We start from the raw sequence: 22431 nt of genomic DNA on the forward strand, positions 1-22431 counted from the left end.
CAATTAAACGTTTAGGCAGGACACTATGGAAAAAATGGTCAGGCTATCATCGGCGAAGTTTGGTTGAAACTAAGATGCATTGCATCAAATTATTAGGAGATAAACTCAGTGCAAGGAGTTTTGATAGCCAAGTCAATGAGATCCATGCACGTGTGGCAGTCCTCAACAGATTTACGGAATTAGGTCGACCACTTACCCAAGTTACGCCTTAAATTTGGCTCAATTAGGGGCGCTTTGCATTTCAAATCTTTGTGCAACAAAGCCAATGTATATAAAAAATGGTTAAATAATTGCAAGGGGGGCTTTAAAACGTTTTAATCGTAAAGCATTTCCTAGTACAAATATTGACGAGAGAGCCATTGCACCAGCAGCAAATACAGGAGAAAGTAGCAGTCCAAATTGCGGATAAAGTACACCTGCTGCAATAGGAATCAGAGCTGCATTGTAAACAAATGCCCAAAATAAATTTTCACGAATATTGGTTATAGTCGCTTTGCTTAAAGCGATAGCATTTGGCACTCCTTTCAGGTTGCCAGACATCAAAACCACATCAGCAGCTTCAATAGCTACGTCTGTACCTGTACCTATTGCTAAACCAATATCTGCTTCTGCAAGTGCAGGGGCATCATTAATGCCATCTCCAACATATGCGAGTTTACCATATTGATTTTTTAATTTTTTAACGGCCTCTATTTTACCTTCTGGTAAGACTTCTGCAATAACCTCATCAATACCTAGTTTTTTTGCAATCGCTTGAGCTGTATGACGGTTATCACCTGTAATCATGGCAACCTTTAAACCTAACTGATGTAACGCTTCAATTGCAGCAAATGTTGATTCTTTAATTGGATCTGCTACAGCAATAATGGCAGCAAGTTTCTGGTCAATCGCAACATAGAGAGGGGTTTTTCCTTCTTCTCCCAAACGATCCGAAAATTGAGAAAAAACATTAGGATTCAAACCTAGTTTTTCCATATATCGATCTGCACCAATATGAACCAAATGTTCAGACACCGTTGCTTCTATTCCATAGCCCGTGACTGACTTGAAATCAGCAACAGGAGACAGAATTAATTCCTTATCTATAGCGGCTTGTACAATTGCTCGAGCAATAGGATGCTCAGACTTTGATTCAACGGCTGCCATAAGTGAAAGTACGGCATTGTATTCAAACCCTTCTAAGACATGCAGATCGGTTAAAATTGGTTTCCCTTCAGTCAGGGTCCCTGTTTTATCAACAGCAACCACTTTAGTTTCTTTGAGCAGCTGCAAAGCTTCCCCTTTACGGAATAAAACACCCATTTCAGCACCACGCCCAGTTCCCACCATGATTGATGTAGGCGTTGCAAGTCCCATTGCACAAGGACATGCAATAATGAGTACCGCAACTGCATTAACTAAGCTAAACGTTAGGGCTGGCTCAGGGCCGAAGATAAACCAAGTAATAAAAGTTAAAAGAGAGAGACCCATTACTACAGGTACAAACCACATGGTAATTTTATCAACCAATGCCTGAATAGGCAGCTTGGAACCCTGTGCCTGTTCAACCATTCGGATGATTTGAGAAAGCACTGATGAACTACCAACAGAGGTGGCTTTGATATTTAAGCTGCCACTTTGGTTAATTGTTCCTCCTACCACAGTAGAGCCTATCGTTTTTTCAACGGGCATAGGCTCGCCAGTAATCATGGATTCATCAATAAAACTTTGGCCGTGAATAACTTCACCATCGACAGGGATACGCTCGCCTGGTCTAATCTCTACAATCGTTCCTGTTTGAACTTCGGCAATCGGAACTTCTATCACCTGATTATTGAGCTGTATTCTGGCAACTTTAGGCTGCATTCCAACTAGATGTTGAATTGCTAAAGACGTTCGGCCTTTTGCCTTGGCTTCAAAAAATCTACCTAATAGAATTAAAGTGATAATAACCGCTGCAGCTTCATAATAAACATTGACCGTGCCTTGTGGCAGGACACTTGGAAAGAAAGTAGCAACCACTGAATAAAGATAAGCAGCCAATGTTCCTACAGCCACCAAGGAATTCATGTCTGGTGCTAAGCGGAATAAACTTGGGATGCCCTTTTTAAAGAAGCGTCGGCCTGGAAAAATTAATGCTACTGTGGTCAAGAAAAATTGCATTAACCAGCTATTTTGTTGGCCAATGTTATCCATCATAAACGTATGAAAGGCGGGAATCAGGTGTGATCCCATTTCTAAAATAAAAACGGGTAGAGTCAATAAGACTGACAAAATTAAATCTTTTTTAAGTTTTTCTAATTCAATATTTTTTTTATCTTGAAAGCTTTCCGTAGTTTGATGAACTGACTTTGCTTCAAACCCTGCTTTGGTGACAGCCTGAATTAACGAGTCACGAGTGACAGATGAGCTTGCCTGAATAGTCGCTTTTTCAGTAGCCAGATTTACATGAGCTGATTCCACACCCTCAACAGATTTTAAGGCCTTTTCTACTCGACCTACACAAGAAGCACATGACATACCCTCAATCGTAAGCTCTATTGGTTGCAGCGCTTCCACTTCGTAGCCTGCTTTTTCTACGGCTTTAATTAAAGTAGCGCGATCAAGTGGTTGATGCGCATAAATGACTGCTTTTTCGGTAGCCAGATTTACATGAGCCGATTCAACACCCTCAACAGATTTTAAAGCTTTTTCCACACGGCCTACACAAGAAGCACATGTCATCCCCTCAATCTCTAATGTTTCACTGTAGTGTGGCGTATCAGTCATTTCGGTACTCATATACGATCTCTATCATTTAGATATGCTGAGTTCTATATGCGAAGATCAGCTCGAACCAAGATTAGGGGGAATTCAGGGATTACTTTTATTTCAAGCAAGTACAGGTTTTATCTGTACGATGAGGAAAATAAGAGAGAGTAAAAGTGGTAAGGAATTCCCACTGTTACTCTAACAGAGATTAAGCAGGATCAGCTGTAAATCCACGCTCACTGAGAGTGGCAATGACTTGATCCTGACTCACCGTTGTGTTGATTTCAACAATACGGTTTTGTAAATCAATATCGAGTGAGGCATTCGAGTCGAGCTCTTTAATTGCGGTAGTAATGCCGCGTGCACAACCACCACAAGTCATATTAGCGATGTGAAATTTCATATGTTGCTCCTTTTTAACAAAACATTTGTTTAAAACATTAGAACAGTAACTCTAAACTTTCACCATACAACCAGCCTTTTTCTGAATCAGTGACTCGCTGTAACTTGGTCTGTTTACAACCTTACAGTTTTCTTCAGAGTATTCCAAAGAAGAGTGTTCTAATGACTACACTAAAAGTACTTAACCAACATTAACGTGACTTTAAAATGACATTTCTGTCATCTACGATCACTCTGAAATTTATAAGATTAGTTATTTCAATCAATGGTAGTGAACTGAATAGATGAGACCGTTATGGGTTGAAGATAAGCTAAAAACCGGTGACTACCTTTATGTATAATGCCTCATGATGCGATTTTACTGTTCTGATTGTCGTAAGTTGACAGTCCAGTAGAAACTTTATTGCTCAGCTACAAAAGATAAATGCAGTAATGTTAAATTTCCTCAATTCCCTTATTTTGAAATTCTCTTATTCAATACCCACGACAGTGGTTATATAGCCTGTTGTTAATAGAATTGATAGACCTAATAACATCTCAAATAAAATGGCATGACTAAGGTGTTTAGCGAATTTAGGATGTTGAAGACGCGGGGTGAAATACCATTTGTTGAAGGCAGCTAAAAGTAGAATACTTATAACAAAAAACATTTTAACCATGAAACCATAGCCATATGCAGTATTGATTAAGGTATTAAAATCTTTAATTAAAAGAAGAGCTACACTAGCGCCACAGGCGATTAATATCCCAACAATGAAAGCAGCAATACGTCCAAATACATGCATGCGATCTTTTAAAGGTAAACCACTTATTTCCCGGCTGGTTTTCCATAACGGATATAAAGACCCCATCCATAACGACATAACTAGAATATGGATTGATAATAAAATTTGAGCAAGTAAGGTTAAATTAGCGACATGTCCGAGCTGGGAAAAACTAAAAATAATCGGGATAAGTAAAATACAAAATATTGAACTTTCAATTATAGAAAACTGACCTTTGTTCCTGTTAAGTTTAACCACCATGAGAAGAAGTAAAAGAGCAAAACTAATAGAACGAAGAACGTATATATACCCCGTCGGAGTATTAACCAATATATTAATATACGTGGGGTCCACCATACCTGTAATACCAGTATTGGCAAAACTACCAATCAGAATAAAAAATCCCAAGGTACTGGAAATTAGGCCTAATCCAGCGCCAATTGTAATATATTTAAGAATCGATTCTTTTAGTTCAAGATATTGTCTAAGTAAAAAATAGCAAAAGGCTCCACCAACGACAAAAGCTACACTTAAATATAAAATAACCTTAGTTAACCAAGTGGCCCACATCCAATATTCAGAAATCATTATTTTTGTCCATTCTAGAACAACATGCCAGCACCTCACTGACATGTTGAAAGGTAATCAATTCTTATTTAGTTGATTTGATAGTGAAACTATATTCACCATTCATGTTGTGACCATCTTTCCCCATTGTTGTCCAGACAACGGTATATTTACCTTTTTTCAGTTTCGGAAGAGCGACATCAAAGGATTTCTTTAAGTCATGAGTAACTTCATATTTTAAAGGAACATCTCTTCGCTGAGCATCCAGTAACTTAATATTCATCAACATAACCTCTGCACCAAAGTTAAGGGTCAAGTTCTTTGGTTGACTAAGGATAGATGCATTTTCCGCAGGAATCGCACTCACTAAACTCACATGAGCGAACGTAGTTGTAGTAGCCACAATCATCGTTGCAGCTACTACAACATTACGTAGAGCAGTCATTTTATTTTGAAATAATTTCATTTACGTTTCCTCTTGATTCGTTAGTTCATTAGAGATGACTTTATAAAATCTATATTTAATGAGACCACATCATCTCCTCTTATATTTCAATTATTAGTGAGAGACAGAAACAGAGCGATGACTTCAAAATTACATTTTTGTCATTTTTAAAATTTAAAATCTTTAACTATTAAAATAATCTTATTGAAAAATAATGATCATTTAACAAACAAATTATGTAGGTGGTTGATTTATGAAATGTAGTAATCATTTTGACTAAGAAAATAGTAGCTATTTAATTTTTTATATTTTAGTTTAAATATAAACATGTTATGTTTAATTTGATCTAATATAAATTTGTGGGCTAAGCACATGACTCAAACACGTCCAAGAATGACCAAATTATTTGAACAGCTTGGTTTAGCTTCTACTGAAGAAGCAATTGCAAAATTCATAGAGAGCCATCAGCTAGCTGGAGATGTTTTTTTAACACAAGCAATTTTTTGGACTGATGCTCAACGTCATTTTTTAGAAGAAAAACTACACTCTGATGGTGAATGGACGACAGTGATTGATCAATTAAATGAGTCTTTACATGAAAATTCAGTAAAATAATTTTCCGTTAGTATTAGGGTGTGTTGACACTTTTAGCTTAAAAAAATAGCGAAGTAGTAAAATCAAATCGCCAAACACAATTTTACTATTCGCTATGCCTCGTACCATGCTGACAGATCAACACTGGCAAAAGTTGAAAGTTATTCTGCGTAATTTATCCATTCACCACAACTCAAATTTACGCAATTTTATTGAAGCTATTCTCTATAGAATTAGAACAGGCTGTCCGTGGCGAGATATTCCTTGTTGTTTTGGTCATTCCAACTCTATTTTCAAACGTTTTAATCGTTGGTCAAGCAGCGGTAAGTTACTTAGATTATTCAAATTATTAGCATCATGCCCCGATATGGAGTGGATTTTTATTGATGGCTCTCATGTACGTGCTCATCAACATTCTGCCGGCATAGCGAATCAATCTATTTCTAAAAGTGTAGGAGGAAACTCCTCAAAAATACATTTGATTGTTGATGCACATGGCAATCCTATTGATTTCATGATTACCGATGGAACCACACATGATGTTAAAGTTGCACCTGATTTAATATCAACATTAGATTTAAAAGAGACAAAAGTGGTATGTGCAGATAAAGGCTATGATTCAGAACCACTGCGTGAACAGATCAGGAAAACAGGGACTAAAGCGAATATACCAAAGAAAACAAATAGCCAATCGAACAATGACCATATGGACTGGTATTTATATAAAATCAGGCATTTAGTTGAAAATATGTTTTGTAGATTAAAGCAATTTAGAGGAATAGCTACTCGATATGACAAGCTCAAAAGAAATTATCAAAGTTCTGTTGCTTTAGCCTGTATATTTTTATGGCTACCTTTATAGGGTTAATTATGAACAGTAAATGTCAACAGACCCTAATTAATAGTGCTAAAATTTTTAAGAGAGACAGAGAATAACCAAAAATTTCATCAGTTTAGTAGTCAAATTCCTAGACTCTGTTCAGTACTAAAACATAGCTTTTACTTCCAAATTATTTAAAGGAAAAAATTATGATGAAATTCAAAAACATTTTTTTGGGCTTATGTATCGCAGCCGCGTCATTGAATACATTTGCACAGCAATCCGATGAACACAAAGATCACCACCCTGAAAAAACAGCACCATCTGCAGTAACAATTAAGCAAACAGTTACCAGCACCACTGCTACAGATAAAATGGCTGCAATGGATCAACACATGAAGGCGATGCAAGCCATGCATGAGAAGATGATGGCTGCAAAAACCCCACAAGAACGTCAGAAACTTATGGCTGAGCACATGAAACTCATGCAAGGAGGTATGAGTATGATGAAACAGATGGGCAGCCAAAGCATGAATGCAAATATGGCTGACCGTCAGCAGATGATGGAAAAACGTATGGACATGATGCAATCCATGATGCAGATGATGATGGACTGTATGCCTCCGTCAGCAACTAAATAGTTACCCATGAATTAGGGGAAAGCACCATGAATCACCAACACCAAGAAAATAATTCAGTACCTAACTTTTGGTCTACACGTTATGCCATTGGTCTAATCGTGCTGGGTGGTATCGCAGCTTATTTTCTATTAACGGAACATTTAGCCCACGTTATCGGTGCTTTGCCTTATTTATTCCTTTTAGCGTGTCCACTGATGCATATTTTTATGCATGGTGGTCATGGGCATAACCACTCGCAGCAAAAAAAATCCGATATATCTGATAACAAAAAATAGCTCTTATCAGGAGATCCATCATGAATCATGCGGAATCGGCTTATGGTTTATGGACGCTGGTTATCATTAACTCAGCAGTTTTTATCATGTTCGCTTTCAGTTTTTTTAGACCTTCCACTGCGCGCGATTGGCGTACATTTGGGGCCTTTTCGGCTTTTATCATTGCTCTATTTGTCGAAATGTATGGTTTTCCTTTAACCATTTACCTGTTATCTGGTTGGCTTCAAACTCGCTTCCCTCAACTTGACTTACTTTCTCATAATGCAGGTCACTTGTGGTCAACGCTATTAGGTGAAAAAGGTGATCCACATTTTGGCATTTTGCATATCGCCAGTTACGTTTTCTTGGGCTATGGATTTTACCTGTTATCAACGTCATGGCACGTGCTGTACAACGCGCAACGTCAGCATTCTTTAGCGATCACAGGCCCTTATGCACGTATACGTCACCCACAATACGTGGCTTTTGTGATGATCTTGCTGGGTTTTTTATTGCAATGGCCAACTTTACTGACACTGATTATGTTTCCAATCCTACTCTTAATGTACAGCCGCTTGGCAATTAAGGAAGAGGCTGAAATGAGTAAACAGTTTGGCGCTGTCTATGACAGCTATGCTCAACAGACTCCGAGATTTATTCCAAAATTCGGCCATAAAACCACTTTACCATAAGAGAATTATTTATGTCAGATCAAAAAAATCATAACCAGGACCATATGGCACAGGCTACAACAGACGTACTGAAAGACCCAGTCTGTGGTATGACCGTCACTGAAGAATCGAAATACCATGAGGAATTTAAGGGGAAAACTTACTTTTTTTGCAGTGATAAATGTCAATCAAAGTTTCATAGCAGCCCGGTGCAATATATCGCTAAACCCGCAACGACGACTGCCGATGCACATACACAGCATCATCAGACTGTTCAACACGTTAATGCGGCAAGCACAACAGGTACGACCATCTATACATGCCCAATGCATCCAGAAATCAGGCAAGATCATCCTGGAAACTGTCCTAAATGCGGAATGACACTGGAGCCACTCATTCCTGAATTAGAGGAAGATGAGAATCCGGAGTTACGTGATTTCCGCCGACGCTTCTGGTGGACACTGCCATTGACCATCATCGTGACTTTTTTGGCGATGTTTGGTCATCAAATGAACCTGTTCAATATGGCTGTTCAGAGCTGGATTGAACTGGTGTTGTCACTCCCAATTGTACTTTGGGCAGGTTGGCCATTTTTTTCCCGGGGTTGGCAATCGGTTGTGAATCGCAGCCCGAACATGTGGACGCTGATTGGTTTGGGCACTGGAGCTGCATTTATTTATAGTGTGGTCGCAACCATTGCACCGCAAATCTTCCCAGACTCATTTATTTCCATGGGTCGTGTCGCTGTTTACTTTGAAGCTTCAGCGGTCATCATTTCATTGACCCTACTGGGACAAATATTGGAGTTAAAAGCACGTTCGCAAACTTCTGCTGCAATTAAGTCACTCCTTGGGCTCGCTCCTAAAACAGCTCGCCGAATCCTGCCTGATGGAACTGAAGAAGATGTTCCTCTAACGCATGTCCATGTAGGAGATTTACTCAGAATTCGCCCAGGTGAAAAAGTGCCTGTGGATGGTGTAATCACTGAAGGAAGTAGTTCAGTGGATGAATCGATGCTGACAGGTGAACCTTTACCTATCACTAAACGCATCGGTGATAAAGTCATTGGTGCTACCCTGAATACCAATGGTTCCCTAATCATGCGTTCAGAGAAAATTGGTTCAAGTACCATGTTATCCCAGATCGTACAGATGGTGGCGCAAGCTCAACGATCGAGAGCACCAATGCAACGCATGGCTGATCAGGTTGCAGGTTGGTTTGTCATGGCTGTAGTAGCCATTGCCTTGCTTACCTTCTTTGGATGGGGACTGTTCGGCCCAGAAGAGTCGAGCTGGGTTTATGCATTAATCAATGCTGTGGCAGTACTCATTATTGCCTGTCCTTGTGCACTAGGCTTGGCAACTCCAATGTCTATCATGGTTGCAACGGGTCAAGGTGCTACTCATGGTGTGTTGTTCCGCGATGCAGCAGCCATTGAGAATCTACGCAAGATTGACACACTAATCATCGATAAAACAGGTACGTTAACTGAAGGACGCCCTGTATTCGATCGTGTGGTTGCCGCATCAGGTTTCGATGAATCTGAAGTATTACGTTTAGCCGCCAGTCTTGATCAAGGCAGTGAACACCCGCTAGCCGAAGCGATTGTAAACGCAGCACACGAACGTGGCCTGCCTCTTGAAACACCAGATAATTTTGAATCAGGCTCAGGGATTGGTGTTCGAGGTCAAGTGGGCGATCGTCAGTTAGCTTTGGGCAACACAGCACTGATGGAGCAATTAGGTATCTCGGTACAATCTCTGATTCCGCAAGCCGAAGAGCTGCGTTCAGAAGGTGCAAGTGTGATGCATCTAGCCATCAATGGTGAATTGGCCGGCCTGCTTGCAGTATCCGATCCCATCAAAAAAAGTACCCCTGAAGCACTTGCCACCCTGAAGGAAGCTGGACTACGTATCGTGATGGCAACAGGAGATGGTCTCACCACTGCCCGTTCAGTCGCATCACGTCTGGGTATTGATGAGGTACATGGTGAAGTTAAACCCGCAGATAAACTCGAACTTGTCAGCAAATTGCAGAAGCAAGGTCGCATCGTGGCAATGGCCGGCGATGGCATCAATGATGCACCAGCCTTGGCTAAAGCTGATGTCGGTATCGCTATGGGGACCGGAACTGATGTCGCAATGAATAGTGCTCAAGTTACCTTGGTCAAGGGAGATTTACGCGGTATCGCGGCTGCCCGTTCACTTTCGGAAGCTACTGTTGGCAACATGAAACAGAACCTCATGTTTGCTTTCCTTTATAATGCCTTGGGTATCCCAATAGCAGCTGGCGTACTCTACCCATTTACCGGTTGGTTGTTGTCACCCATGATTGCGGCCTTGGCCATGAGTTTTAGCTCCGCTTCAGTGATCACCAATGCCCTTCGCCTGCGACATAAAAAGCTATGATAGAGAGTCTTTTTCTTCCACCAGATGTATCAGGCCTGATTGCAGCACTTGCCATCGGCCTGCTCATTGGTTTAGAACGAGGATGGAATGATCGTGAACTGCCAGAAGGCAGCCGAGTAGCAGGCCTACGTACCTTCACATTGACAGGATTACTCGGAGGAGTGCTCGGTCATTTACAGCCAAACTTTGGGCCTTGGCCACTAGTCGCAGCCGTATTAGGGCTTTCCCTTTTACTTACGGTATCCTACGCGCGTACCGCAAAAATTTCCGGTAATTTAAGCGCTACCACGACGATCGCGATGCTGTTGACATTAGTTTTAGGTGCATATGCATCCCATGGTAATGTTACTTTAGCATTAACCGCGGCTGTCATCGTGGCTGTATTTTTGGATCTCAAGCCAACCTTACATGGTTGGTTACGCTTGATCGAACATCGTGAATTAACCGCATCCCTGCAGTTACTGGTACTTTCTGTCGTTATATTACCTTACTTACCCAATACGGGTATGGGACCTTTTGCTGCATTAAATCCTTACCAGTTATGGTGGGCAGTGATCCTGATTGCCGGACTCTCTCTGGCAGGTCATTTTGCCATGCGGCTTACCGGTTCAGAAAGAGGCATATTCTGGACAGGTCTATTGGGTGGTTTGGCATCTTCTACAGCTGCAACTGTCGCACTGGCACGCTATACACGCCAGCACCCCGTCATGGTCAGTGCTGCTATTTCTGGAACATTGGCTGCCTGTGGCATCATGTTTTTTCGTATGGTTGTGCTGATAGGCGTCATTGAGCCAGCATTGCTAAGCACTTTTGGTGGTGCAATGATGATTGCGGGAATCCTTCTGCTGGGTATGGCATTGTGGAGACAACGCCAAATTACCAGCGCTGAAAACAACGATCGAACAATAGAAGCAATGGCTCCTTTTGATCTTGGGACAGCATTCAGCTTCGCTGCTTTCCTGGCTGTCATGGCAGTCTTGGTCCCGGCAGCAAAACAATGGTTGGGCACCAGCGGCATCTTCGTATTATCGACTATTTCTGGGCTAGCAGACGTAGATGCTATTTTAGTCTCACTTGCCCGCCTGCATAGTACTGAAGGCTTAACAACAAATGTGGCTGCTGTCGCGCTAGGGCTGGCCACACTGAGCAACATGTTAAGCAAAGCGACAATTGCATGGATGACAGGGGGGGCACAGTTTGGCCGAGCTATCATATTTGGCTACACAATTGCCATGATAGGTGCTGGCGTAGCTCTGGCTCTCAGTTTGAGCTTTATGTAAGGTCAACTCGGGTAAATGGAAGATGTTCAAAAAATGAGTTAAAATGATTCCCCTTGCATGGATTCACTTTGAAAAACAATGGTAAAAATGATTCGACCATTGAGGGATTCAGCCTGGATGGTCGCCCCAAGCATATCAAGAATAGATTTTGTTATGGCAAGCCCTAAGCCGGTTCCTTCTTCTGTTCTTTGTCTAGACGCATCTGTTCGATAAAAACGATCAAATAATCTGGATAGTTGTTCAGGAGAGAGTTCAGGGCCTTCATTTTCAATTGAAAATATTGTGTTATCTAAATTCTGTTGAAGTTTTATCTGTATTGTAGAATTCTTGTTTCCATATTTAACTGCATTAGACAATAGGTTGCTGAGTGCGCGACGTAACATAGCAGGATCACCTTTTACATTGCCAGATCCTGTTTGTTGAAGTGTCATATTTTTTTCGGCAGCTAGAGCGTCATAGAAATCAAATAAAGCGGTAACTTCTTTAATGAGGTCAATATTCTGTAAGTTCTGTAAATTTAAGCCATGTTCTGCTTTTGCCAAGAAAAGCATATCGGACACCATTCGAGCCAAACGTTCAAATTCTTCTAAATTAGAAAATAGTATTTCTTGATAAGTACCAATATCTCGGTTACGGGCGAGACATACTTGAGTTTGGGTCATTAAATTATTAATCGGTGTTCTAATTTCATGTGCTAAATCAGATGAAAAATCGGAAAGTTTTTCTAAAGCTGACTCTAGTCTGTCCAGCATAGCATTGAAGGCGATTGCCAATGATTTTAGTTCGGTTGGTGTATGCTCAACTTCTAAACGTTCTGAAAGATGTTGAGCAGAAATTCCTTCTGCGACCTTAGCCATTTTTTGCACTGGTCTTAAACCTCTCCAGGTTGCAAACCAACCTAAAAACATTAAACAAATTGTACCAGCCAAACCAATATACAAAAGTTGACGCTTAAAATCTTTTAGAAAATGTAGATGTTCTGATGTATCGATCCCAACAATAATTCGTACAGATTGTATTTCAGAATTTCTATTTATACCTGTAGTGTAGATCATGCCACGATAGGTCTTATTTTGAACTTGCCATTTAATCCATGAATTATTTGCTGACTTGATTAAATTTTGAGTATTAATGATTGAGGATGCTGAACTAAATAAAACTTTACCTGTCGGTCGTTCTATTTGGACCATAAGATCATGGTGTCCAACTAACGCATCTCTTAAATAAAGATTAAGTTCTGGAGAATTTTTAGGATGCTGTTGGAGAAGATTCTGAATAAGCTGGATTTTACCTTCTAATTGGGTACGGTCTTGAGTTTCAAAATGATGCATTACTAATTTATTTATGAACAAACCCATAATAATTAGAATGAAAATAGTAGATAATGAGAAAATGATACCGATCCGGAAACTGATCGCTCTGAATAAATTATTATTCATCCTCTACCTCTAGTACATACCCCATTCCTCGAATATTCTGAATTAATTTGGGAGTAAAGTTACTGTCAACTTTACTTCTTAATCGTTTAATAGCGACTTCAACGACATTCGTATCACTATCAAAATTCATATCCCAAATTTGAGAAGCAATCAGCGCTCTTGGTAAAATTTCACCTCGTCTACGCATAAAAAGTTCCATAAGCGCGAATTCTTTTGCCGTCAGATCAATGCGTTGACCCGCTCGCGTTACCCGACGTTTTCTCAAATCAAGTTCTAAATCAGCAATCTTAATAATATTACTATCTTCTCTTTGTTGCCCTCGTCTAAGGAGCGTTTTTATTCGAGCTAGAAGCTCTGCAAAAGCAAAAGGCTTAACTAAATAATCATCAGCGCCTAGCTCTAATCCTTTTACTCGATCTTCGATTTGATCTCGGGCGGTAAGAAAAAGAATGGGCATTGTTTTACCGCTGCTACGAATATCATTGATAATATTCCAACCATTTAGTCCAGGTAACATCACGTCTAAAATAATTAAGTCATACTCTTCAGAAAGAGCTTGATGTTTACCCGTTAACCCATCTGTAACCCAGTCCGTAATATAGCCAGCTTCGGATAAACCTTGCTTGAGATAATCACCAGTTTTTTGTTCATCTTCAACTAATAGTATTCTCATCTCAGAATCCTAAGTTATTCATTAAAACTATAATAACGTTATAAAACATCTGATCGAGATAGATTACAAAAATGTCATTTTCAAGTCACTTAGATGTTCAGTGCTTCACTTTATTGTAGTAGCAAGAAATTAACTTTTAGAGAAACTTATGAAAACTGTAGTGCGTCGTAGTCTAACAATTTTAATGTGTGCTGGAACTTTAATTGCTGGTACTCAATCTTGGGCAAAAGATGTATCAACCTCAAGTGCCACTAAAACGGTAAAAGCACAGGAACCTTGTACAAAACCTTGTAAAATGGAAAAAGATGACAAGACTCAGCAAGATCATAGTCAACATCAGTCTCCTAACTCATCTGACATGTCAAAAATGGATCATTCTATGATGAATATGGACCATTCTAAAATGGATCATTCAAAGATGAATATGCCTAGTAGCAATAAATAATTTTATAAATAGCGAGAAAGAAGTATTAAAGTTTATACTAAATATTTGCTTTATTACTTCAATCTTGACCTTTCTAAAGGTGAGATAGAATGTCAAATAAGTTAAGTCATATACTCTTAATTGGAGTTGGTTTATTTTCATCAACTTGGGTAATGGCGGCAGTTAAAGAATATGATTTAACGATCGCGGAACAGACTGTAAATATTACAGGAAAACCGCTAAAGAGAATTACCGTTAATGGTAAATTCGTTGCCCCTCTTCTTGAATTTGAAGAGGGAGATGATGCCGTTATTCGTGTTCATAATAAGCTAAAAAATCAGGACTCTTCAATTCATTGGCATGGATTGATATTACCCGGAATCATGGATGGTGTACCAGGGTTCAACCAGTTCGAAGGCATCGCCCCTAATAAAACGTATGAATATAAATTCAAGGTTCGTCAAAATGGTACTTATTGGTATCACTCCCATAGTAAAGGGCAAGAGCAAGACGGCCTATATGGTGCTTTAGTTATTTATCCGAAAAATAAAACCCCCTTAACATCATCTGAAAAAACTGATAGAGATTATGTGGTTTTGCTTTCTGATTTTCATAATTCAACAAGTGATCAAATCACAAAGAATCTTAAAAAAGAAGCAGATTACTATCAGAACCGTCGAGAAACGGTATTTGATGTCATGAAACAAGTTAAACGTGATGGATTAAAGGCAACTTGGCAAGACCGCTCTATGTGGAATCAGATGCGGATGTTGAAAACAGATATGTCTGATGTCACAGGCTATACATTTTTAATGAATGGCAAAACACCTCAGCAAAACTGGACCGGTAATTTTAAAGCTGGAGAAAAAGTTCGCCTTCGATTTATTAATGCTTCTGCAATGTCATTTTTTGATGTACGAATTCCAAATTTAAAAATGACAGTGGTAAGTGCCGATGGTCAACCTGTAAAACCTGTTCCTGTAGATGAGTTCCGTATAGGTACTGCTGAAACTTATGATGTCATTGTTGAACCGAAACAAGCCCATTATCAAATCGAAGCTGAATCTATTGATCGTACTGGATTTTCGGTTGGAACCTTACATGATGAAAATACCTCACCTGTAAAACAAATTGAGATGCCTAAGCCTCGTCCTCGTTCTTTATTGACTATGGAAGATATGGGAATGAATCATGATATGTCTTCTATGAAAGGCATGAATCACGATATGTCTTCTATGAAAGGTATGGATCATGATATGTCTTCAATGAAAGATATGAATCATGATATGTCTTCTATGAAAGGCATGAATCACGATATGTCTTCTATGAAAGGTATGGATCATGATATGTCTTCTATGAAAGGCATGAATCACGATATGTCTTCTATGAAAGGTATGGATCATGATATGTCTTCTATGAAAGGTATGGATCATGATATGCCGATGAATAGCGCTACTGTTAAGGCGGCTTCAGACAAGAATGATAATACCGTATTTGGATGGGCAAATGCTTCAACACCTGAAGGTAATAAAGCATTGCAATATAGTGATTTGCAATCGTTAGATCCTCAAAAAGACACTCGTGCAGCTGAACGTGAAATAGAGATCCGTCTTGGTGGAAACATGGAGCGTTATATTTGGACAATAAATGGTAAAAAATTTAATGAAGCCGACCCACTAGTGGTGAAGTATGGTGAACGTATTCGCTTAAAATTTGTCAATGACAGTATGATGGCTCACCCAATGCACTTACATGGCATGTTTATGCAGCTTGAGAATGGTCAGGATCCAAGCAATATGCCAAACAAACATACGGTAATTGTTCCACCTGGGAAAACGATAACCACTCTACTCACAGCTGATGAGTTAGGTGAGTGGGCTATTCATTGTCACCTGCTTTACCATATGAGTGCAGGAATGATGAATAAACTCATTGTAGCTCAAGTGGAAGATGGTAATTCTACAAAGACTGTTCCTCAGTCCCAAGTAAATGAGAAGGGAGTAAATCCACATGCACATCACTAATAATTTGTTTTCAAAAACAACTTTGATGATTGCGCTATTTGGATTATCAAATCTAACGTTCGCTAAAAATGAAACTCCTGTACAAGACAGTAATATTACAAAAAATATGAAAATTCTTTTACAGGAATCTGGAGGATTAAAGTATTCCCTTCAAGAGCGTTATCCAGAATATTATTCAATGGAAAATGCGGATATGGGGGATAAGAGTGTCCAGATTGCGCTTGAGAACTCTAACTCACCTCATGACAATCATCTTAAAGAACATGGTGGACAAATTTATCAAACGACAAAATTTGAAAATGAATGGATGGTTGATGAAGACGGTAAGGGCAACCTAGGAACAAAGTTTGAAACTTTAATTGGAACAGATGAAAATCGTCTATTTATTGAAGCCAATTCGGAAAAGTCAGAAAGTAATGATCCAAAATATGCTGTATCAGCACTTTATAGCCGTAACGTAGCCCCATTTTGGGATGTACAAGCTGGGGTAAGATATAGTGAAAATAAAAATAATAGCAGCAGCGATCGAGTGGATGGGGTTATTGGTATATTAGGTCTAGCTCCTTATTTCTTTGAAACACAAGCATATCTTTATGGCGGTGAGAATAATTTTTGGGGAGCAAGTTTTGAATTAGAACGTGATTTGCTTTTAACTCAGAAACTTATTACTCAACCTTATATCGAAGCAGATGTAATATTTAGCGATGATTCTAACTATGCTGCAAAATCAGGTTTATCAGAACTAAAAACTGGTATCAAAACCCGATATGAGATTACTAAGCGAATTAAACCTTTCATTGATGTTGCTTACCAATATGAAAAAGGACAGAAAGCCACTTCTATGCAAGAGGCAACAGAGTCTGAAAAGGGATGGAAATATGGTGCAGGCATCGAATTAGTTTTTTAAAATAGTATGATTTGGATTCATGAATGGTAGCTTCGGCTACTATTCATGAATTATTACTATTTATTTTCGAATCTGTAAAACTAAAAAAGCTTAATTTTTGGTCTATTTTTATGCAGTGGTTAAAAACATGCTTATCGCTGTTTTTATCGTTTGCTATTCTTTTAGTAGGATCGGCTGCTACTACTTCGTCTGTACATCATCGGTGTTTAATGCCATCTGAATAGATGCATGTGGCATAGCCGTCTTCATCGATTTGAATCCTAAAGTGGCCCTAATGATCCGCTTTAGCTTGCCATGATTACATTCGATCACGTTATTTTTATACTTAACCTGCCTGTGCTCAAGATCTGGTGGACATTTTCTTTCCCATTTTAACCGTGACAAAGCACCTCCATATGTGTGCTTTATCTGTATCTATCACTTGTGGGGCCTTCCTTTGCCAGAAGATGCGGATACTGAGCATCCAAAAGTAAAAGAACTGCATGAGCTTCTTGCATGGTCTGAAGGTATGGTCTGGTGTTCACCTGAACGTCATGGTTCTATGAGTTCCATTTTTAAATCACAAATAGACTGGATTCCACTTGCAGGAGGAGCAATCCGTGCTACCCAAGGTAAAACCCTTGCCTTGATGCAAGTCAGTGGTGGATCACAGTCATTTAACAGCCTGAACCAGATGCGTATTTTGGGGCGGTGGATGCGGATGATCACCATTCCAAATCAGTCTTCAATTCCGAAAGCTTTCTTGGAATTTGAAGAAGATGGACGAATGAAGCCTTCAGCTTTCTATGACCGGATTGTGGATGTCATGGAAGAGTTATTTAAGTTCACTCTACTGACTCGTGGTCAAAGCAAATACCTGACTGATCGTTATTCTGAACGCAAGGAATCGGCTGAAGAGTTGTCCAAGCGTGTAAATCAGCGCAGTTTATAAATGCTGGATGGTATTAAATACTGCGCCTCATTGCCAGGTCAGTAACACTTTTATGCTGTACCGATGAAGTGCTGTTAAAGGTACAATGAATATTGTAAAAACCCAGTCTTCATGATTGGGTTTTTACATTAAAGAAGTCAGAGATAAATAAGGAAAAGGTGAAGGCTTTGAACCAGAAACGGCACTGTTGCAAATAGGCTGACATGATAAGCTAAATATCTTATTTATTTCGAGATACAGCAGATGAATCCCTTCCACGGTCGGCACTTTCAAGGTGAAATCATTCTTTGGGCTGTTCGTTGGTATTGTAAATATGGCATCAGCTATCGTGAACTTCAGGAAATGCTCGCTGAACGTGGAGTGAATGTTGATCACACCACAATTTATCGCTGGGTTCAGCGTTATGCTCCAGAAATGGAAAAACGTTTACGTTGGTATTGGCGTAATCCTACAGATCGACATTTATGGCATCTGGATGAAACTTACGTAAAAGTGAATGGCAAATGGGCATATCTATACCGTGCAGTTGACCAACGTGGCCATACTCTTGATTTCTATCTTTCTGCTAGACGAAATACCCATTCAGCTTATTGTTTTCTTGGTAAAATTTTGAATCATGTCAAAAAATGGCAGATTCCACGAGTCATAAACACTGATAAGGCTCATACCTATGGCCGTGCTTTGTCGCGACTAAAACAGGAAGGAAAGTGTCCTGAAGACCTGGACCATCGACAGATTAAATACAAGAATAACGTGATTGAATGTGATCATGGCAAGCTCAAACGGATCATCAAGGCTACGTTGGGATTCAAGTCTATGAAAACGGCTTATGCCACAATTAAAGGAATTGAGGTTATGCGTGCTCTACGCAAAGGACAAGCTTCATTATTTTATAACGGTAATATTCTAGGAGAAGTTTGGCTAGTAAATAGAGTTTTCGGTCTCTAAGCTTTTTTGAAGGGAAAATCATCGACTCAGATCCCTATTTGCAACAGTGCCGTTGTTAGTGGTTTGACCCACTAACAACTAACACGTTGGCTATTCATTGAGTAAATCCTAAACTCAACTAATTCTTTTATTTATCAGACAACCATTTTTCGACATTCGACGGCACATTCACGGCAAGCATCAGCACATTGCTGGCAGTGTTGATGCTCATGTTGGCTACATTCATCTGCACAGTATTCACAAGCCTTGGCACAAAGCTCACAAATTTCTTTCATAAAAGGAGATTCATTTTGCTGCATACGAGCACAGAGCTGACAAATATCTGCACAATCTAGACAACGCTGAATACATTCTCGCATCATCTCCAGATTTTCTTCTTTTAGACAGGCATTTGCACAACTGGCACAGGTAAGGTAACAGCTCATACATGCCTTTGCGCAATCTGAAAATTGGATATCGTTCATCATACTTACCTAAAGTCACTTGATTTAGGAATAAGCTAATCAAAAAAAAAGATATACACTAGGACGATTAGGTAAGGGAAAGTAAAATAGTCATAGATTTTGTTAAATGGTTTTAGATGCTGGCTTTGAGTGATTTAGCTGCTCATGTATTCAGGCACTGTTGCAAATAGGCTGACATGATAAGCTAAATATCTTATTTATTTCGAGATACAGCAGATGAATCCCTTCCATGGTCGGCACTTTCAAGGTGAAATCATTCTTTGGGCTGTTCGTTGGTATTGTAAATATGGCATCAGCTATCGTGAACTTCAAGAAATGCTCGCTGAACGAGGCATAAATGTGGATCACAGTACAATTTATCGTTGGGTTCAGCGTTATGCTCCAGAAATGGAAAAACGGTTACGCTGGTATTGGCGTAATCCTACAGATTTACATTCATGGCATATGGATGAGACTTATATCAAAGTGAAGGGGCGATGGACTTACCTGTATCGTGCAGTTGATCAACGTGGTCATACGATTGACTTTTACCTTTCCGCTAGACGGAACAGTAAATCAGCCTATTGTTTTTTAGGAAAAATCTTCAATACGGTGAAAAAATGGAAAATTCCACGGGTCATCAATACAGATAAAGCAGCGACCTATGGCCATGCTTTATCACGGTTAAAGCGAGAAGGAAAATGTCCAGTAGATATTGAGCACAGGCAGATTAAGTATAAAAATAATGTCATTGAATGTGATCATGGTAAGTTAAAGCGGATCATCAGGGCCACATTAGGATTCAAATCTATGAAGACGGCTTATGCCACAATCAAAGGTATTGAAGTCATGCGTGCACTACGTAAAGGACAAGCATCGTCATTTTATTATGGTCAGCCTCAAGGTGAAGTGTGTCTAATCAACAGGGTTTTCGGTCTCTAAGCACTTTTAAAAAGGAACTTCATCGACTCAAATCTCTATTTGCAACAGTGCCCCCTTAGCAATGGCAGCTATAGTTCAGTTCATTGGGAATAGAAATGAACAAGCAGAAAAAGTGGCTGAAAGCCTAAACTTATTTCCTGTACCTGCCACAGCCCTAGTTTTGTTTATCGTCCTAGCATCAGTTATGCCTCAAATTGGGCTTGCAAAAAGTGCAGCTCTTCAAGCTTTACCAATTTATATTTCTTTTGCCATTATTGCTCCATTCGTGGGTTGGATAATTGCTCGTATTTTTCGATTAGAATCTGGCTCTGCTAGTGCTGTGTCCTTTTCAGCATCATATAGAAATTCATTTGTTATTCTTCCATTAGCTTTTGCAATTCCGGGAAGTATGCCCATAATTCCTGCTGTAATCTTGACTCAGACTATCGTTGAACTATGCTTTTTACCAATCTATATTCGTCTGATACCTCGACTATTCAAAACCTAGAGATTTAAACATTTAAGTAGTTGTTATAGTTAGATAAAAGTATTCAGAAGCCCACGCTTACATCGAGTAATTTAATAAAGGGGGGGGGAGCTAGCTCCCCCCCTCTTTTATTCATTTGCTAATTAAAACTTACTCGCAACTTGATATGTGATGAATGAAAAGATGTAGGCTAATGCAAACAAATAAGTTGCCATAATGATGGGCTGTTTCCAGCTGCCAGTTTCTCGTCTAATTGTTGCTAACGTAGCAAGACAATGGGGAGCAAAAATAAACCATACCAATAATGATAAACCTGTGGCTAACCCCCATCCATCCGGGCCTGAAATTTGACTTAACAGACTTTGAGTTACTGTATCTTCATCACCTGACATCGCATAAATCACCCCAAGAGCAGCAATTACAACTTCCCTTGCTGCCATAGCAGGAATGAGTGCAATACATATTTCCCATGTAAACCCAATAGGCGCAAATATAGGATGAATTAAATGTCCTAACTGACCAGCTAAACTATAGTTAATGGCCGGCATGCTTGCATTATCTGGTGGTTGAGGGAACGTGACTAGCACCCATAACAAGATAGACAGTGCGACGATAATGCCACCAACTCGTTTTAAGAAAATAGTTGCCCTATCATATAAGCCTAATGCAATATTTCTAATATCTGGAATTCGGTATGTGGGAAGTTCAAAAATAAAAATACTTTCAGTTTTATCTTTTCGAACCAATTTCAGAAACACTGAAACTAATAACGCTGAGACTATTCCCGACATATAAAGACCAAAAAGGACTAATCCTTGCAGACTTAACCAGCCGTAGATTAATTGGTTCGGAATAAATGCCGCGATCAATAAAGCATATACTGGCAATCTTGCTGAACAGGTCATCAAGGGTGCAATCATAATTGTTGCTAATCGGTCCCGTTCAGAGCTGATACTTCTGGTTGCCATAATTCCGGGAATCGCACAAGCAAAACTGGATAGCAGAGGAATAAATGAACGGCCGCTAAGCCCGGCTTTAGACATTAATTTATCTAAAAGAAATGCTGCTCGGGGTAAATAGCCTGACTCTTCAAGCATTAAAATGAAGAAGAATAAAATCAAAATCTGAGGCATATATGCAAGCACGCTACCTGCACCAGCAATTACCCCATCCACAACCAAGCTTTTTAATAGAGGATGTTGGATTAGTGGTCCAATAAAATCACTGAGCCATGCGACAAAATTTTCAATGAATTCAATAAAAGGCGTTGCCCATATAAATACCGCCTGGAACATCACAAACATGGTTAAAGTTAAGATTACTAAACCCAATACAGGATGTAGAAAAATTTTATCTAGAAATGCGGTTCTTTTATCACCACTGTCATTATTTAAAATAACTTGTTTGGTGATTTGTTTGACCTGTTCAAAATGACTTAATTCAGAATGATAAGGAGTAATAAAAAGATTTTTTTGATCTAATTGATTAGGGTCTGTTGACATTTACTGTTCATAATTAACCCTATAAAGGTAGCCATAAAAATATACAGGCTAAAGCAACAGAACTTTGATAATTTCTTTTGAGCTTGTCATATCGAGTAGCTATTCCTCTAAATTGCTTTAATCTACAAAACATATTTTCAACTAAATGCCTGATTT

The 22431-nt window shown here is 39.3% G+C and carries 21 protein-coding genes and 5 pseudogenes; 16 read left to right on the forward strand and 10 right to left on the reverse strand.

The window, feature by feature from the left end:
• Positions 1-212 (forward strand): annotated as a pseudogene (locus F890_RS18485) (IS5/IS1182 family transposase); the annotation flags it as partial.
• Between the two features lie 70 nt (positions 213-282).
• Here F890_RS18485 and F890_RS02735 read toward each other — a convergent pair.
• The 4 genes from F890_RS02735 to F890_RS02750 form a co-directional block, all read right to left on the reverse strand.
• On the reverse strand, positions 283-2760 hold the full coding sequence (locus F890_RS02735) for a heavy metal translocating P-type ATPase (RefSeq protein ID WP_004281880.1): 2478 nt from the start codon (positions 2758-2760) through the stop codon (positions 283-285).
• 178 nt (positions 2761-2938) lie between these two features.
• Positions 2939-3133: a heavy-metal-associated domain-containing protein gene (locus tag F890_RS02740; RefSeq protein ID WP_004281879.1), complete on the reverse strand. Its 195-nt coding sequence runs from the start codon at positions 3131-3133 to the stop codon at positions 2939-2941.
• A 469-nt stretch (positions 3134-3602) separates the two neighbouring features.
• Positions 3603-4484, reverse strand: coding sequence for a copper resistance D family protein (locus F890_RS02745; RefSeq protein WP_005100635.1), 882 nt, complete (start codon positions 4482-4484; stop codon positions 3603-3605).
• Between the two features lie 64 nt (positions 4485-4548).
• Entirely contained in the window at positions 4549-4929 is a 381-nt protein-coding gene (locus F890_RS02750) for a copper resistance CopC family protein (protein ID WP_004281877.1), read from the reverse strand.
• Positions 4930-5280: 351 nt separating this feature from the next.
• Here F890_RS02750 and F890_RS02755 point away from each other — a divergent pair, with 351 nt between their 5' ends.
• The 7 genes from F890_RS02755 (at position 5281) to F890_RS02785 (ending at position 11576) form a co-directional block, all read left to right on the forward strand.
• Positions 5281-5523: a DUF2789 family protein gene (locus F890_RS02755; protein WP_004281876.1), complete on the forward strand. Its 243-nt coding sequence runs from the start codon at positions 5281-5283 to the stop codon at positions 5521-5523.
• Between the two features lie 94 nt (positions 5524-5617).
• Positions 5618-6364 (forward strand): IS5-like element ISAba31 family transposase, encoded by a 747-nt coding sequence (locus F890_RS02760; RefSeq protein ID WP_004645384.1) that lies wholly within the window; start codon positions 5618-5620, stop codon positions 6362-6364.
• A gap of 167 nt (positions 6365-6531) precedes the next feature.
• Entirely contained in the window at positions 6532-6963 is a 432-nt protein-coding gene (locus tag F890_RS02765) for a hypothetical protein (RefSeq protein WP_004695737.1), read from the forward strand.
• A gap of 26 nt (positions 6964-6989) precedes the next feature.
• Complete coding sequence (locus F890_RS02770) at positions 6990-7238, forward strand: DUF2933 domain-containing protein (protein WP_004695740.1); 249 nt, start codon at positions 6990-6992, stop codon at positions 7236-7238.
• 20 nt (positions 7239-7258) lie between these two features.
• Complete coding sequence (locus tag F890_RS02775; protein ID WP_004281871.1) at positions 7259-7909, forward strand: methyltransferase family protein; 651 nt, start codon at positions 7259-7261, stop codon at positions 7907-7909.
• A gap of 11 nt (positions 7910-7920) precedes the next feature.
• Entirely contained in the window at positions 7921-10296 is a 2376-nt protein-coding gene (locus F890_RS02780; RefSeq protein ID WP_005265660.1) for a heavy metal translocating P-type ATPase, read from the forward strand.
• Positions 10293-11576, forward strand: a complete 1284-nt coding sequence (locus F890_RS02785; protein WP_005264340.1) for an MgtC/SapB family protein — start codon at positions 10293-10295, stop codon at positions 11574-11576. The genes F890_RS02780 and F890_RS02785 overlap by 4 nt, the downstream gene beginning before the upstream one ends.
• 38 nt (positions 11577-11614) lie before the next feature.
• Here the strand turns inward: F890_RS02785 and F890_RS02790 are convergent, their stop codons facing one another.
• Positions 11615-13015 carry a heavy metal sensor histidine kinase gene (locus tag F890_RS02790; RefSeq protein ID WP_004281867.1) on the reverse strand — a complete coding sequence of 467 codons (1401 nt, stop codon included), beginning with the start codon at positions 13013-13015 and terminating at the stop codon, positions 11615-11617.
• Entirely contained in the window at positions 13008-13688 is a 681-nt protein-coding gene (locus F890_RS02795; protein WP_004281866.1) for a heavy metal response regulator transcription factor, read from the reverse strand. Before F890_RS02795 ends, F890_RS02790 begins: the two co-directional genes overlap by 8 nt.
• 148 nt (positions 13689-13836) lie before the next feature.
• Here F890_RS02795 and F890_RS02800 point away from each other — a divergent pair, with 148 nt between their 5' ends.
• The 4 genes and pseudogenes from F890_RS02800 to F890_RS17945 all read left to right on the forward strand — a co-directional run.
• Positions 13837-14133 (forward strand): hypothetical protein, encoded by a 297-nt coding sequence (locus F890_RS02800; RefSeq protein ID WP_004281865.1) that lies wholly within the window; start codon positions 13837-13839, stop codon positions 14131-14133.
• An 89-nt stretch (positions 14134-14222) separates the two neighbouring features.
• A complete protein-coding gene (locus tag F890_RS02805; protein WP_005265661.1) occupies positions 14223-16136 on the forward strand; it encodes a copper resistance system multicopper oxidase in 1914 nt (637 codons plus the stop codon).
• Entirely contained in the window at positions 16123-17043 is a 921-nt protein-coding gene (locus tag F890_RS02810; protein ID WP_004281863.1) for a copper resistance protein B, read from the forward strand. The genes F890_RS02805 and F890_RS02810 overlap by 14 nt, the downstream gene beginning before the upstream one ends.
• Before the next feature lie 23 nt (positions 17044-17066).
• Positions 17067-17264 (forward strand): annotated as a pseudogene (locus F890_RS17945) (hypothetical protein); the annotation flags it as partial.
• A 16-nt stretch (positions 17265-17280) separates the two neighbouring features.
• Here F890_RS17945 and F890_RS02815 read toward each other — a convergent pair.
• A pseudogene (locus tag F890_RS02815) lies at positions 17281-17470 on the reverse strand (DDE-type integrase/transposase/recombinase); the annotation flags it as partial.
• Between the two features lie 9 nt (positions 17471-17479).
• On the opposite strand from F890_RS02815, the gene arsH reads away from it, so the two are divergent.
• Together arsH and F890_RS02825 are read left to right on the forward strand one after the other, a co-directional pair.
• Positions 17480-17974 carry an arsenical resistance protein ArsH gene (arsH, locus tag F890_RS02820; protein WP_010117055.1) on the forward strand — a complete coding sequence of 165 codons (495 nt, stop codon included), beginning with the start codon at positions 17480-17482 and terminating at the stop codon, positions 17972-17974.
• 243 nt (positions 17975-18217) lie between these two features.
• On the forward strand, positions 18218-18922 hold the full coding sequence (locus tag F890_RS02825) for an IS6-like element IS1007 family transposase (RefSeq protein ID WP_001067793.1): 705 nt from the start codon (positions 18218-18220) through the stop codon (positions 18920-18922).
• Positions 18923-19056: 134 nt separating this feature from the next.
• On the opposite strand, the gene F890_RS02830 is transcribed toward F890_RS02825, so the two are convergent.
• On the reverse strand, positions 19057-19386 hold the full coding sequence (locus F890_RS02830; protein ID WP_026055492.1) for a four-helix bundle copper-binding protein: 330 nt from the start codon (positions 19384-19386) through the stop codon (positions 19057-19059).
• 216 nt (positions 19387-19602) lie between these two features.
• On the opposite strand from F890_RS02830, the gene F890_RS02835 reads away from it, so the two are divergent.
• Positions 19603-20307 (forward strand): IS6-like element IS1008 family transposase, encoded by a 705-nt coding sequence (locus F890_RS02835; RefSeq protein ID WP_005265662.1) that lies wholly within the window; start codon positions 19603-19605, stop codon positions 20305-20307.
• A gap of 61 nt (positions 20308-20368) precedes the next feature.
• Entirely contained in the window at positions 20369-20794 is a 426-nt protein-coding gene (locus F890_RS02840; RefSeq protein WP_004897257.1) for a hypothetical protein, read from the forward strand.
• Between the two features lie 122 nt (positions 20795-20916).
• On the opposite strand, the pseudogene feoB reads toward F890_RS02840, so the two are convergent.
• Positions 20917-22260 (reverse strand): annotated as a pseudogene (feoB, locus tag F890_RS02845) (ferrous iron transporter B); the annotation flags it as partial.
• 15 nt (positions 22261-22275) lie between these two features.
• A pseudogene (locus F890_RS17955) lies at positions 22276-22431 on the reverse strand (IS5/IS1182 family transposase); the annotation flags it as partial.

Origin of the sequence: Acinetobacter sp. CIP 64.7, from assembly GCF_000369745.1 — a bacterium.
Taxonomy (GTDB): domain Bacteria; phylum Pseudomonadota; class Gammaproteobacteria; order Pseudomonadales; family Moraxellaceae; genus Acinetobacter; species Acinetobacter fasciculus.

Excerpts from the sequence above, each read along its gene's own strand:
- F890_RS02785 (WP_005264340.1), top strand. The coding sequence starts at position 10,293 with ATGATAGAGAGTCTTTTTCTTCCACCAGATGTATCAGGCCTGATTGCA.
- F890_RS02750 (WP_004281877.1), bottom strand. The coding sequence starts at position 4,929 with ATGAAATTATTTCAAAATAAAATGACTGCTCTACGTAATGTTGTAGTA.
- F890_RS02740 (WP_004281879.1), bottom strand. The coding sequence starts at position 3,133 with ATGAAATTTCACATCGCTAATATGACTTGTGGTGGTTGTGCACGCGGC.
- F890_RS02770 (WP_004695740.1), top strand. The coding sequence starts at position 6,990 with ATGAATCACCAACACCAAGAAAATAATTCAGTACCTAACTTTTGGTCT.
- F890_RS02840 (WP_004897257.1), top strand. The coding sequence starts at position 20,369 with ATGGCAGCTATAGTTCAGTTCATTGGGAATAGAAATGAACAAGCAGAA.
- F890_RS02765 (WP_004695737.1), top strand. The coding sequence starts at position 6,532 with ATGATGAAATTCAAAAACATTTTTTTGGGCTTATGTATCGCAGCCGCG.
- F890_RS02795 (WP_004281866.1), bottom strand. The coding sequence starts at position 13,688 with ATGAGAATACTATTAGTTGAAGATGAACAAAAAACTGGTGATTATCTC.
- F890_RS02835 (WP_005265662.1), top strand. The coding sequence starts at position 19,603 with ATGAATCCCTTCCATGGTCGGCACTTTCAAGGTGAAATCATTCTTTGG.
- F890_RS02810 (WP_004281863.1), top strand. The coding sequence starts at position 16,123 with ATGCACATCACTAATAATTTGTTTTCAAAAACAACTTTGATGATTGCG.
- F890_RS02735 (WP_004281880.1), bottom strand. The coding sequence starts at position 2,760 with ATGAGTACCGAAATGACTGATACGCCACACTACAGTGAAACATTAGAG.
- F890_RS02745 (WP_005100635.1), bottom strand. The coding sequence starts at position 4,484 with ATGATTTCTGAATATTGGATGTGGGCCACTTGGTTAACTAAGGTTATT.
- F890_RS02805 (WP_005265661.1), top strand. The coding sequence starts at position 14,223 with ATGTCAAATAAGTTAAGTCATATACTCTTAATTGGAGTTGGTTTATTT.
- F890_RS02760 (WP_004645384.1), top strand. The coding sequence starts at position 5,618 with ATGCCTCGTACCATGCTGACAGATCAACACTGGCAAAAGTTGAAAGTT.
- F890_RS02825 (WP_001067793.1), top strand. The coding sequence starts at position 18,218 with ATGAATCCCTTCCACGGTCGGCACTTTCAAGGTGAAATCATTCTTTGG.
- F890_RS02755 (WP_004281876.1), top strand. The coding sequence starts at position 5,281 with ATGACTCAAACACGTCCAAGAATGACCAAATTATTTGAACAGCTTGGT.
- F890_RS02800 (WP_004281865.1), top strand. The coding sequence starts at position 13,837 with ATGAAAACTGTAGTGCGTCGTAGTCTAACAATTTTAATGTGTGCTGGA.
- F890_RS02780 (WP_005265660.1), top strand. The coding sequence starts at position 7,921 with ATGTCAGATCAAAAAAATCATAACCAGGACCATATGGCACAGGCTACA.
- F890_RS02790 (WP_004281867.1), bottom strand. The coding sequence starts at position 13,015 with ATGAATAATAATTTATTCAGAGCGATCAGTTTCCGGATCGGTATCATT.
- F890_RS02775 (WP_004281871.1), top strand. The coding sequence starts at position 7,259 with ATGAATCATGCGGAATCGGCTTATGGTTTATGGACGCTGGTTATCATT.
- F890_RS02830 (WP_026055492.1), bottom strand. The coding sequence starts at position 19,386 with ATGAACGATATCCAATTTTCAGATTGCGCAAAGGCATGTATGAGCTGT.